Below are 11,785 nucleotides of genomic sequence, written 5' to 3' on the forward strand. Positions count from 1 at the left end.
CCGTGACGACCACCGAACGCGCCCCCCGACGGGGCCGACCGCAGCTGTCCTACCGGCCCAAGGCCGGTGAGATCCCCACCAATCCGGGCGTCTACCGATTCCGCGATGCGCAGGGTCGTGTGCTCTACGTCGGCAAGGCGAAGAACCTCCGCGCCCGCCTGTCGAACTACTTCGCTCCGCTGCACACCCTTCACGAGCGCACGCGACGAATGGTGACCACCGCGACGTCGGTGGAGTGGACGGTGGTGGCCACCGACGTCGATTCCCTGCAGCTGGAGTACCAGTGGATCAAGGAGTTCGATCCGCCCTTCAACGTCCGCTACCGCGACGACAAGTCCTACCCGTTCATGGCCATCACGCTGGGCGACGAGGCGCCGCGCGTCATGGTGACCCGCAACCACCGCATCGCGGGGGCGAAGTACTTCGGCCCGTACCCGAAGGTGTGGGCGGTCCACGACACGATCGATCTGCTCATCAAGGTCTTCCCGATCCGTACGTGCAGCGACGCGTCGTACAAGAAGGCGATGGCTTCGGGGCGCCCGTGCTTCCCCGGTCAGATCGGCCGCTGCGGCGGACCGTGTTCGATGAAGGTGACGATCGAAGAGCACCGCGCCGTCGTCGACGATTTCATCGCCTTCATGGCGGGCGGAGACCAGCGCTTCACCCGCGAGATGACCGCCCGGATGAACGAGGCCTCGGCGGCGATGGATTATGAATCCGCGGCGGTGTACCGAGACAAGCTCCAGGCCATCGACGCGGTCCTCAAGCGCAGCGCCCTCGTACTGCCCTCCGACACCGACGCCGATCTCTTCGGCATCGCCGAGGACGAGCTCGCCGCCGCCGTCCAGCACTTCGTCGTCCGCGGCGGCCGGGTGCGCGGTGTGCGTGCGACGACCATCGAGAAGGAGATCGACATCTCCGGGGCCGACCTCGTCGACCAGGTGCTCCAGCGCACCTACGGCGACGCCGCGGCGGCCGACATCCCCCGTCAGGTGCTCGTTCCCGAGCTGCCCGATGACGCCCAGGAACTGGAGGAGTGGCTCCGCGCCAGGCGCGGCAAGAAGGTCTCGATCGGTGTCGCCCAGCGGGGCCAGAAGGCGGAGCTGATGAAAACCGCGACGCTGAACGCCCAGCAGGCGCTCATGCTCCACAAGACCCGCCGCACGAGTGACTACGTCGCTCGCACCCAGGCGCTGACCGATCTGCAGGAGGCGCTGGGCCTGGAGGAAGCGCCTCTGCGGATCGAGTGCTACGACGTCTCCCATCTCGGTGGGACGAATGTCGTCGCGTCGATGGTCGTCTTCGAAGACGGACTGCCGCGCAAGGATCAGTACCGGTCCTTCAAAGTGGAGCAGACCTCGGATGACACGGACTCGCTGCATCAGGTGCTGACACGCCGGCTGGCCTACCTCGATCGACCGGAGGAACAGGAGGAGACGACGGAAGAGGGCGTGGTCGCGCGCAAACGGCCCCGCTTCGCCTATCCGCCCCAGCTTCTTCTCGTCGACGGTGGCCAGCCGCAGGTCGCGGCAGCCGCCCGGGCCCTCGCCGACGCCGGACACTCCGAGATCGCTCTGGCGGGAATCGCCAAGCGGCTCGAGGAGGTGTGGCTGCCCGGCGACGACTTCCCCGTCATCCTGCCGCGCACCAGCGAGGCGCTCTATCTCCTCCAGCGCCTGCGCGACGAAGCCCATCGATTCGCGATCAGGCATCAGCGCAACCGCCGTCGTCGCGACATCCAATCTGTGCTGACCGAGGTACCCGGCCTCGGAGAGGCTCGCATCCGCGCCCTTCTCCGCCACTTCGGGTCGGTGACCGCGCTGAAGAAGGCGACACCCGACGAGATCGCCGAGCTCCCCGGTGTGGGGCCGAAGCTCGCCGCCGCGATCGTCGACCACCTCGCGGATGGGTAACCTGGAGCAGACGACGGGGGAGGGCATGGCCGACGAACAGACGACGCCCGGTGAGATGCTCATCGTCTCGGGGATGTCCGGCGCGGGCCGATCCACTGCGGCGAACGCCCTCGAAGACCTCGAGTGGTACGTGGTGGACAATCTGCCCCCGCAGATGCTGAAGCCGCTGCTCGATCTGACGGAGCTCGCTGCCCACGCGCTGCCCAAGGTGGCGGTGGTCGTCGACGTCCGCGGGCGCAATCTCTTCGCCGAACTCCCGCAGGCCCTGCACGACCTCCGCGACCGGCGCCAGCTGCGCGTGCTCTTCCTCGACGCCTCCGACGAGGTGCTCGTGCGTCGCTTCGAAGCCGTACGTCGTCCGCATCCGCTGCAGGGTGAGGGCACGATCCTCGATGGGATCCGGCGCGAACGGCAGCGACTGGCCGCCATCCGTGAGAACGCCGACCTCATCATCGACACCTCGCAGTTCAACGTCCACCAGCTGGCGACCCATATGGTCGACCTCTTCTCCGAGGAGGGTGCCGCGCGGCACGTGGTGACCGTCATGAGCTTCGGATTCAAGTACGGTCTTCCCCCCGACGCCGACCTCGTCGCCGACATGCGCTTCCTGCCCAACCCCTTCTGGAACGATCAGCTGCGGCCGCTCACGGGCGTGGACGAGGGTGTGCGTGACTACGTCCTCGAACAGGAGGGCGCCGTGACGTTCATCGACGCCTACGCCGCCGCGCTCCGGCCGGTGCTCGAGGGCTATCAGCGCGAGAACAAGCGGCACTCCGTCGTGGCGATCGGCTGCACCGGCGGAAAGCACCGGTCGGTGGTGATGGCCCGCGAACTCGCCGCACGATTGGGCGAGGTGCCCGGTATCGCCGTACGCGTGAAGGATCGCGACCTGGGGCGCGAGTAGCCGGAGCCGTGGTCGTGGGCGGCGGGGCGCCCGAGTAGGCTGGAGCGTCGTTCCGACCCATGCTGAGGAGTCCCGTGTCGCTGACCGCTGAGGTGAAGGCCGAATTGACCGCTGTCCGCGACCCGCGGCCGACGGCACGAGTGGCCGAACTGACGTCGCTGCTGAGGTTCGCGGGCGGTCTGCACTCCATCGCCAACCGAGTGGCGGTCGAAGCCGAGGTCGACACCGAAGCCCTCGCGCGTCGCGTGGCCAGGGATCTGGTCGAGCTCTACGGCGTCCGCCCCGAACTCGTCCACGTGCACGGCTCGGGAGCGCGAAACGGCAGCCACTACGCCGTGCGGGTGATCGAAGGCGGCGAGACGCTCGCGCGCCAGACCGGCCTGCTCGACCAGCGACGCCGCCCCGTCCGCGGTCTCCCGAACAGGCTCACCACCGGCGCCCGCCCCGACCTCGCGGCCATCTGGCGCGGCGCCTTCCTCGGCGCCGGTGCGCTCAGCGAGCCGGGCCGCTCGGCGGCGCTGGAGATCAGCTGCCCCGCCTCGGAGGCCGCCATGGCGCTCGTGGGCGCCGCTCATCGATTGGGCATCCCGGCGAAGGCGCGCGAAGTCCGCGGCATCCCCCGTGTGGTCGTCCGTGAGGGGGAGGGCATCCGCGTCGCCCTGGCCGAGATGGGCGCCGCGCGGGCGGCGGCGCAGTGGGATCAGCTCCGTCAGCGCCGTGAGGTGCGGGCCGGGGTCAATCGCCTGGTGAACTTCGACGACGCCAACCTCCGCCGCTCGGCGCAGGCTGCCGTCGCCGCGTGTGCCCGTGTCGAGCGGGCGCTGGAGATCCTCGGCGACGAGGTTCCGGAGCACCTGCGTCAGGCCGGCGAGCTCCGTCTCGCGCACCGTGACGCCAGCCTCGACGAGCTCGGTCACCACGCCGACCCGCCGCTGACCAAGGACGCCGTCGCCGGCCGCATCCGTCGTCTGCTCGCCATGGCGGACAAGAAGGCCGAGACGGACGGGATCCCCGGCACCGAGTCGGCGGTTCCGGCCGGCGTGGACGACTGATACAACGTCTCGTCGCGGGGAACAAGCCCGGAGACCGATTGTTGGGTCTCAGTAGGATGAAACCCGTCACCCTCGCTGCGCCGGGGAGCCTCGGCGCGCGCCGATAGGAAGAAGAGAATATGGCGAAGTACACCTTGCCCGACCTCCCCTACGACTACGCCGCGCTGGAGCCGCACATCAGCGGCAAGATCATGCAGCTGCATCACGACAAGCACCACCAGGCGTACGTCACCGGTGCGAACACGGCGCTGGAGCAGCTCGCCGAGGCGCGCGAGAGCGGCAACCTCGCGAATGTGAACAAGCTCGAAAAGGATCTGGCGTTCAACCTCGGCGGCCACGTCAACCACTCCATCTTCTGGACCAACCTCTCGCCGGAGGGCGGCGGACAGCCCGAGGGCGAGCTCGCGGCCGCGATCGCGGAGTTCTTCGGCTCGTTCGAGAAGTTCCAGGCGCACTTCACCGCCGCCGCGACCGGCATCCAGGGCTCGGGCTGGGCCGTCCTCAGCTGGGACCCGATCGGCGAGCAGCTGATCATCCAGCAGCTGTTCGATCAGCAGGCCAACACCGCCCAGGGGACGGTGCCGATCTTCCAGCTGGACATGTGGGAGCACGCCTTCTACCTCGACTATCTCAATGTCAAGGCCGACTACGTCAAGGCAGTGTGGAACATCGCCAACTGGCAGAACGTCGCCCAGCGCCTCGACGCCGCCCGTGAGAAGACCTCGGGCCTGCTGGTACTGTCATAGCAAGCGCGGCGTCCCAGCGGGATCGCCCGCTGGGACGCCGTTGTTCCATTCCTTTCCTCACCTTCGCAACCCCTCGCGCTCGCGCGCACGACACATCAGGAGTCCTCTCTCGTGGCTGTCAAGATCGGAATCAACGGCTTCGGCCGCATCGGACGCAACTACCTTCGCGCGGCCCTCGCGCAGGGCGCTGACATCGACATCGTCGCGGTCAACGACCTCACCGACAACAAGACCCTCGCGCACCTGCTGAAGTACGACTCCGTCGGCGGGGTGCTCGACGCCGAGGTCTCGTACACCGAGGATTCCATCACCGTCGGCGACAAGACCATCAAGGTCTTCGAGGAGCGCGACCCCGCCAACCTGCCGTGGGGCGAGCTGGGCGTCGACATCGTCATCGAGTCCACCGGACGCTTCACCAAGGCCGAGGACGCCAAGAAGCACATCGCCGGCGGCGCCAAGAAGGTCCTCATCTCGGCTCCCGCCACCGGTGACGACGCCACCATCGTCATGGGTGTGAACGAAGAGACCTACGATCCCGCCTCGGACGTCATCATCTCTAACGCCTCGTGCACCACCAACTGTCTTGCGCCGCTGGCGAAGGTCTTCAATGACGCATTCGGCATCGAGCGCGGCTTCATGATGACCGCGCACGCCTACACCGCGGACCAGAACCTCCAGGACGGCCCGCACGGCGACCTGCGGCGCGCTCGAGGTGCCGCCATCAACATCGTCCCCGCCTCGACCGGAGCGGCCAAGGCCATCGGCCTGGTCCTGCCCGAGCTCAACGGCAAGCTGAGCGGCTCGTCCTACCGTGTTCCCGTCCCCACCGGCTCCATCGTCGACCTGACGATCGTCACCCCCACCGAGGGGCTCACGGTCGACCAGATCAACGCCGCCTACAAGGCAGCGGCTGCCGAGGGGCGCCTCGAGGGAATCCTGGAATACACGGAGGACCCGATCGTCTCCAGCGACATCCAGGGCAACCCGCACTCGTCGATCTTCGACGCGGAGCTGACCAACGTCAGCGGCAACCTGGTGAAGGTGTCGGCCTGGTACGACAACGAGTGGGGCTACTCCAACCGACTGGTTGACCTCACCGAGTACGTGGCCGAGCGTCTCTGAGTCGACGGATGGCTCTGCGTACCCTCGGGTCCCTCGGCCCGCTGGCCGGTAAGCGCGTCCTCGTCCGCTGTGATCTGAACGTCCCCCTGCGGGACGGTCGCATCACCGACGACGGCCGCGTGCGCGCCTCGCTTCCCACCGTGAACGCGCTCATCGATCAGGGTGCCCGCGTGGTGGTCTGCTCGCACCTCGGCCGTCCCGACGGCGCTCCCGACGAGAAGTACAGCCTGGCGCCTGTGGCCCAGCGCCTGTCGGAGCTGCTCGGCAAGCCCGTCGCCTTCGCACGCGACACCGTGGGGGAGTCGGCTCACGAGGCGGTCGCCGCCCTGGACGACGGCGACGTGGCGGTGCTGGAGAACCTGCGTTTCCAGCCGGGAGAGACGGCGAAGGATGACGCAGAGCGTCGCGCCTTCGCCGCGCAGCTCGCCGACCTCGCCGACGCCTTCGTCTCCGACGGGTTCGGCGTCGTGCATCGCAAGCAGGCCAGCGTGTTCGATGTCGCGGACCTGCTGCCCTCGGCAGCGGGGCTCCTCATCGAGAAGGAGCTCGACGTCCTCGACCGCCTCACCGAGAATCCCGAGCGGCCGTACACGGTCGTCCTCGGCGGCTCGAAGGTCAGCGACAAGCTGGGCGTCATCGAGCATCTCCTGCCGCGGGTGGACCGGCTCCTGGTCGGCGGGGGGATGATGTTCACCTTCCTGGCCGCCGAGGGTCACCCGGTGGGCAAGAGCCTCCTCGAGGAGGACCAGCTCGACACCGTCCGCCGCTACGTCGAGGACGCCCGTACCCGCGGCGTCGAGCTCGTGCTGCCGGTCGATGCGGTGGTCGCGGCCTCGTTCGCCGCCGACGCCGACCACGTCGTCGCACCCGTATCGGCTTTGGAGGAGACGCCGTTCGGTGCCGATGGTCTGGGCCTGGACATCGGCCCCGACACCGCCGCGCTCTTCGCCGACCTCGTCGCCGACAGCCGCACGGTCTTCTGGAACGGCCCGATGGGCGTGTTCGAGATGCCCGCCTTCGCCGCCGGCACCCGCCGTGTCGCCGAGGCGCTGACCAAGGTCTCCGGACTCAGCGTGGTCGGGGGCGGCGACTCGGCCGCGGCGGTGCGGCAGCTCGGCTTCGCCGACGACCGATTCGGCCACATCTCCACCGGAGGTGGCGCGAGCCTCGAATTCCTCGAGGGAAAGAAACTCCCCGGACTGGAGGTCCTCGGATGGCAGGCGTGACGACCGATTCGGCTGTGTCGCAGACCAGGCGCACCCCGTTCGTCGCCGGTAACTGGAAGATGAACCTCGACCACCTGCAGGCGGTCGCCTTCGTGCAGAAGCTGCACTGGAGCCTCAAAGACGCCGGTCACGAGACAGGCAGCGTCGAAGTGGGCCTGTTCCCGCCCTTCACCGACCTCCGTACGGTGCAGACGCTCGTCGATGCCGACAAGATCCCGTTCGCCCTCGGCGCCCAGGACCTCTCCGCACACGACTCCGGCGCCTACACGGGCGAGATCTCGGGTGCGTTCCTGGCGAAGCTCGAGTGCCGGTACGTCATCATCGGTCACTCGGAGCGTCGTCAATACCACGGCGAGACGGACGAGGTCGTCGCCTCGAAGGTGGCCGCGGCCCTGCGTCACGGGCTCGTGCCCGTCATCTGCGTCGGTGAGACGGCGGAGGATCTCGAGACGCACGGTGCCAGCGCCGTTCCGGTGGCGCAGTTGGAGAAGGCGCTCGCGGGTCTCGCTCAGGGGAGCGAGGTCGTCGTGGCGTACGAGCCCGTCTGGGCGATCGGATCCGGCCAGGCGGCGACTCCCGACCAGGCCCAGGAGGTCTGCGCGAAGCTCCGCGCCGTGGTCGGCGCATCGCTCGGAGAGGAGGCGGCGCTGCGCACGCGCGTGCTCTACGGCGGGTCGGTCAAGTCCGGCAACATCGCCCGCTTCATGCGCGAGCCGGACGTGGACGGTGCGCTCGTCGGCGGTGCCAGCCTCGTCGTGGATGAGTTCGCCGCCATCATCCGGTATCAGAAGCACGTCGGAGTCTGACCCCGGCGGCAACCCGACCTATACTTGACCCCTGTGCGGTTCGCCCGGACCGCGCTGAAAGGCCACTACGACTGTGCAGATCCTCGAGTTCGTCCTGCAGGTGCTCCTCGGCATCACGAGCCTCCTGCTGACCCTCCTCATCCTCCTTCACAAGGGACGCGGTGGGGGGCTCTCCGATATGTTCGGGGGAGGGATGACCTCGGCTCTGGGATCGTCGGGACTCGCCGAGCGCAACTTGAACCGCTTCACGGTGGTCCTCGCTCTGGCGTGGTTCGCCTCCATCGTGGCCCTCGGCCTCATCACCAAGTTCCAGGGACTGTAAGACATGGCAACCGGAGGAAATGCGATCCGCGGCACCCGAGTCGGTGCCGGCCCGATGGGCGAGCAGGATCACGGTTATCACGCAGAGCGCATCGCCGTTTCGTACTGGGACGCGCTGGGCAACGAGACGGTTCGATACTTCGCCGCCGGAATCCCCGACGAGGAGATCCCCGAGACGATCGACTCGCCGCACTCCGGTCTTCCGGCCGGGCGTGACCGCGAGAACCCGCCGGCGGTGGCCAAGACCGAGCCGTACAAGACGCACCTGGCGTATGTGAAGGAGCGTCGCACCGAGGAAGAGGCCGACGCCCTCCTCGAAGACGCGCTGAACCAGCTCCGCGAGCGTCGCGGCCAGTAGACCTGCGCCGGCGGCGGTGCCGGGACTCTCAGTAGTCCTGGTCGATCAGCTCGGGCGGCACCTGGGCAGCGGCTGCCTGGTCGACGAAGAACACCGTGCGCCGGGTGCCCTTCGCACCCGCGGCGGGGACGCTGGGGTAGCTCGCCCCTGCGAGGGCGAGACCGAGCGCGGACGCCTTGTCAGCGCCCGACAGCACGAGCCAGACCCGCTGTGACGAGTTGATCACCGGCCGGGTGAAGGTGAGCCGCTGCGACGGCGGCTTGGGCGAGTCGCGCACGGCGACCACCGATGCGTCGGTGACGAGGATCTCGGGGCGGTCGGGGAAGAGCGATGCGATGTGACCGTCGGGTCCGACGCCGAGGAAGCTGATGTCGAAGGTCGGCCACTGCGGATGATCCGACGTGCCGTACCGCGCGAGCTCGGCGGCATACGCCGCGGCCGCTTCGTCGAGGTCCAGACCCTCGTCGCTGGCCGGAGCGGCGTGGACGTGCGCACCCGGGAGAGCGTTCAGCAGAGCCTCCCTGCTCTGACGCTCGTTGCGCTCGGGGTGGAACCGTCGCACGAAACGCTCGTCGCTCCACCAGAAGTGCACCCGCGTCCAGTCGATCGGGTACCGGAGAGCCTTCGCAGCGGCGGCACGCAGCACGGCGGCGCCGCTGACACCGCCCGTCAGGGCGACATGGACATCTCGGGACGCCGACTTCTTCGCTACCCGGGTGAGGAAACGCTCGGCGACGGAGTCGGCCAGCGCGGCAGCGTCGGAGGTGATGACGACGCGCTTCTCGCCGGACGAATCAGTCATGTGTCTCCTGCGTCGTAGGCGGATCGAGAAGCGCCCAGCCCTCGGTGATCACTCGACCGTACAGGACATCGGGGTCCAGGCGGCGCAGCTCCTCGGCGAGGCACTCCCGGAGGCTCCGCCGGGGGAACGCGAGATCGTGCTGGGGCTGACCAGGCTGTGTGAGCAGCGCCACGGCGGGACTCGGTCGCTCCAGGACGACATCACCGCTTTCACGCACGAGGGTCACCGACTTGATGCCGTGCGGCCACTCCGCGGTGGGGAGGTAGCCCCAGTCGACGGGCACATCGAGGGCGAGACGCAGCCATGCGGCGAGGAGCGCCGTAGAAGGCGAGTCTGACGCGCCACGGACGGTGATGCTCGTGACGGTCTCGAACGGCGGCTGATCGAGGATCGCCGCCAGCTGTTCCCGCCAGCGGGTGAGGCGGGTCCACGCGAGGTCGGTGTCCCCTGGCCGGTACTTCTCGCCGAGGGAGGCGACCCACGCCGACGGATCGGGCTTGGTTGCCGCATCGGTGATGCGTCGCTGAGCGATCTTTCCGATCGAGGTCTGCGAGGGGATGTCCGGGGTGTCATCCGGCCACCACACCACGACCGGCGCGTCCGGGAGAAGCAGCCCCGTGACGAGACTCTCGAGGTTCGTCGAGCCCGCCTCGCCGAGGGCATGCAGGGTCACGACCTCGCTGGCACCGGCATCGCCGCCGACGCGGATCTGCGCGTCCAGCCGCGGCGGGGAGTCTTCACCATTCGTCATCACGACGATGACGCGCATCGGATGCTCACGCGAGGCGGCATTGGCGACGTCGATGACGTCTTCCTGAGCTCCCTGGCGGGTGACGATGATGAGGGTCAGGACGCGTCCGAGGGCGACCGCGCCGCCCTCCTCCCGGACGTTGACGAGGGCGCGCGAGATCTTGCTGACGGTGGTGTCGGGCAGGTCGACGATCATGGACGCCTCCAGGTGCGGCCGTCGCGGGCGAGCATCGCCTCGGCGGATTCCGGGCCCCATGAGCCCGGGGAATACTGCTCGAGCGGTCCCTCCTGGGCGGCCCAGAACTGTTCGATGGGATCGAGGATCCGCCACGACAGTTCCACTTCCTCGTGCCGAGGGAACAGCGGCGGGTCACCCAGCAGGACGTCGAGGATGAGGCGTTCGTACGCCTCGGGGCTCGCCTCGGTGAAGGCGTGGCCGTAGCCGAAGTCCATCGTGACGTCTCGGACCTGCAGGCCCGCGCCCGGCACCTTCGACCCGAACCGGATGGTCACGCCCTCATCGGGCTGCACCCGGATCACCAGGGCGTTCTGGCCGAGACCCGAGGTCTGGTTGCGCGAGAACAGCAGTTCGGGTGCGCGTTTGAACACCACCGCGATCTCCGTGACGCGGCGCCCGAGACGTTTCCCGGTACGCAGGTAGAACGGCACCCCCGCCCACCGGCGCGTGTTGACCTCGAGGGTGATGGCGGCGTAGGTCTCGGTGGTGGACTCGGGGTTCATCCCCTCTTCCTCCAGGAATCCCAGGACCCGTTCGCCACCCTGCCAGCCGCCGGCGTACTGACCGCGCGCGGTGGAGCGGGCCAGGTCTTCGGGCAGGGTCACCGCGGCGAGCACCTTCTCCTTCTCCGCGCGCAGATGCTGGGCGTCGAACGAGATCGGCTCTTCCATCGCGGTGAGCGCGAGGAGCTGCAGGAGGTGGTTCTGGATGACGTCGCGCGCTGCGCCGATCCCGTCGTAGTAGCCGGCGCGACCGCCCACACCGATGTCTTCGGCCATGGTGATCTGCACGTGGTCGACGTAGTTGCGATTCCAGATGGGCTCGTACAGCTCGTTGGCGAAACGCAGGGCCAGGATGTTCTGGACCGTCTCCTTGCCGAGGTAGTGGTCGATCCGGAAGATCGAGTCGGTCGGAAACGCGCTCCGCAATGCGTCGTTGAGAGCCTGAGCCGAGGCCAGATCGTGTCCGAAGGGCTTCTCGATCACCACGCGCCGCCACCGCTCGGGGCGGTCGGCGGTGTCGTCGACGAGTCCCGATGCCTTCAGCTGCTCGGCGACGACCGGGAAATCCTTCGGCGGGATCGAGAGGTAGAACGCATGATTGCCCATGGTTCCACGCTCGGCATCGAGCTGATCCACCGTCTCACGCAGGCGACGGAACGCGTCGGCGTCGCCGAACTCGCCCGAGACGAACCGGATGCCTTCCAGCAGCTGCGCCCAGGTCTCCTCACGGAATTCCGTCCGGGCGTTCGCGCGCACGGCGTCGTAGACGACCTGGGCGAAGTCCTGGTCCTCCCAGTCGCGGCGGGCGAAACCGACCAGCGCGAACCCCGGAGGCAGGAGCCCGCGGTTCGCGAGGTCGTAGACCGCGGGCATCAGCTTCTTGCGGGAGAGGTCGCCGGTCACACCGAAGATCACCAGGGCGCTCGGCCCCGCGATGCGGTTCAAGCGCCGGTCTTCAGGGTCGCGGAGGGGATTGCTTCCGCGGGAGATCTCGACACCCGACGCTGCTGCGCCGCTGCTCGATCCGGGGATCTCGTCGGTCAT

Annotated in this window: 12 protein-coding genes; 9 read left to right on the top strand and 3 right to left on the bottom strand. The window is 68.4% G+C overall.

Annotated features, from left to right (window positions below):
* Positions 1-2 precede the first annotated feature (2 nt).
* The 9 genes from uvrC (at position 3) to FBY40_RS09400 (ending at position 8,448) form a co-directional block, all read left to right on the top strand.
* Positions 3-1,913 carry an excinuclease ABC subunit UvrC gene (gene uvrC, locus FBY40_RS09360; protein WP_235014745.1) on the top strand — a complete coding sequence of 637 codons (1,911 nt, stop codon included), beginning with the start codon at positions 3-5 and terminating at the stop codon, positions 1,911-1,913.
* Positions 1,906-2,817, top strand: a complete 912-nt coding sequence (gene rapZ / locus FBY40_RS09365; protein ID WP_442922859.1) for an RNase adapter RapZ — start codon at positions 1,906-1,908, stop codon at positions 2,815-2,817. The genes uvrC and rapZ overlap by 8 nt, the downstream gene beginning before the upstream one ends.
* Positions 2,818-2,891: 74 nt before the next feature.
* A complete protein-coding gene (gene whiA / locus FBY40_RS09370) occupies positions 2,892-3,869 on the top strand; it encodes a DNA-binding protein WhiA (protein WP_124293069.1) in 978 nt (325 codons plus the stop codon).
* 119 nt (positions 3,870-3,988) lie between these two features.
* Positions 3,989-4,615, top strand: coding sequence for a superoxide dismutase (locus tag FBY40_RS09375; protein ID WP_124293070.1), 627 nt, complete (start codon positions 3,989-3,991; stop codon positions 4,613-4,615).
* Positions 4,616-4,726: 111 nt separating this feature from the next.
* Positions 4,727-5,737, top strand: coding sequence for a type I glyceraldehyde-3-phosphate dehydrogenase (gene gap, locus FBY40_RS09380; RefSeq protein WP_141938223.1), 1,011 nt, complete (start codon positions 4,727-4,729; stop codon positions 5,735-5,737).
* An 8-nt stretch (positions 5,738-5,745) separates the two neighbouring features.
* Entirely contained in the window at positions 5,746-6,963 is a 1,218-nt protein-coding gene (locus FBY40_RS09385) for a phosphoglycerate kinase (RefSeq protein WP_141938224.1), read from the top strand.
* Positions 6,951-7,769: a triose-phosphate isomerase gene (gene tpiA, locus FBY40_RS09390; protein WP_141938226.1), complete on the top strand. Its 819-nt coding sequence runs from the start codon at positions 6,951-6,953 to the stop codon at positions 7,767-7,769. The genes FBY40_RS09385 and tpiA overlap by 13 nt, the downstream gene beginning before the upstream one ends.
* A 73-nt stretch (positions 7,770-7,842) precedes the next feature.
* The gene (gene secG, locus FBY40_RS09395) at positions 7,843-8,091 is read left to right on the top strand and encodes a preprotein translocase subunit SecG (protein ID WP_124293074.1); all 249 of its coding nucleotides are present in this window, start codon (positions 7,843-7,845) and stop codon (positions 8,089-8,091) included.
* Between the two features lie 3 nt (positions 8,092-8,094).
* Positions 8,095-8,448 carry an RNA polymerase-binding protein RbpA gene (locus FBY40_RS09400; RefSeq protein WP_141938228.1) on the top strand — a complete coding sequence of 118 codons (354 nt, stop codon included), beginning with the start codon at positions 8,095-8,097 and terminating at the stop codon, positions 8,446-8,448.
* 28 nt (positions 8,449-8,476) lie between these two features.
* On the opposite strand, the gene pgl is transcribed toward FBY40_RS09400, so the two are convergent.
* The 3 genes from pgl to zwf are packed head-to-tail and all read right to left on the bottom strand — an operon-like array spanning position 8,477 to position 11,785.
* Positions 8,477-9,250 (bottom strand): 6-phosphogluconolactonase, encoded by a 774-nt coding sequence (gene pgl, locus FBY40_RS09405; protein WP_141938230.1) that lies wholly within the window; start codon positions 9,248-9,250, stop codon positions 8,477-8,479.
* Positions 9,243-10,196: a glucose-6-phosphate dehydrogenase assembly protein OpcA gene (locus FBY40_RS09410; protein ID WP_141938232.1), complete on the bottom strand. Its 954-nt coding sequence runs from the start codon at positions 10,194-10,196 to the stop codon at positions 9,243-9,245. The genes pgl and FBY40_RS09410 overlap by 8 nt, the downstream gene beginning before the upstream one ends.
* Entirely contained in the window at positions 10,193-11,785 is a 1,593-nt protein-coding gene (gene zwf, locus FBY40_RS09415) for a glucose-6-phosphate dehydrogenase (protein WP_141938234.1), read from the bottom strand. The genes FBY40_RS09410 and zwf overlap by 4 nt, the downstream gene beginning before the upstream one ends.

It is taken from the genome of Microbacterium sp. SLBN-154, from assembly GCF_006715565.1.
Classification (GTDB): domain Bacteria; phylum Actinomycetota; class Actinomycetes; order Actinomycetales; family Microbacteriaceae; genus Microbacterium.

What these genes read in the sequence shown, in the direction of transcription:
- rapZ (WP_442922859.1), top strand. Translation starts at nt 1,906, where the DNA reads ATGGGTAACCTGGAGCAGACGACGGGGGAGGGCATGGCCGACGAACAG.
- FBY40_RS09375 (WP_124293070.1), top strand. Translation starts at nt 3,989, where the DNA reads ATGGCGAAGTACACCTTGCCCGACCTCCCCTACGACTACGCCGCGCTG.
- FBY40_RS09385 (WP_141938224.1), top strand. Translation starts at nt 5,746, where the DNA reads ATGGCTCTGCGTACCCTCGGGTCCCTCGGCCCGCTGGCCGGTAAGCGC.
- tpiA (WP_141938226.1), top strand. Translation starts at nt 6,951, where the DNA reads ATGGCAGGCGTGACGACCGATTCGGCTGTGTCGCAGACCAGGCGCACC.
- FBY40_RS09400 (WP_141938228.1), top strand. Translation starts at nt 8,095, where the DNA reads ATGGCAACCGGAGGAAATGCGATCCGCGGCACCCGAGTCGGTGCCGGC.
- pgl (WP_141938230.1), bottom strand. Translation starts at nt 9,250, where the DNA reads ATGACTGATTCGTCCGGCGAGAAGCGCGTCGTCATCACCTCCGACGCT.
- FBY40_RS09410 (WP_141938232.1), bottom strand. Translation starts at nt 10,196, where the DNA reads ATGATCGTCGACCTGCCCGACACCACCGTCAGCAAGATCTCGCGCGCC.
- zwf (WP_141938234.1), bottom strand. Translation starts at nt 11,785, where the DNA reads ATGACCGACGAGATCCCCGGATCGAGCAGCGGCGCAGCAGCGTCGGGT.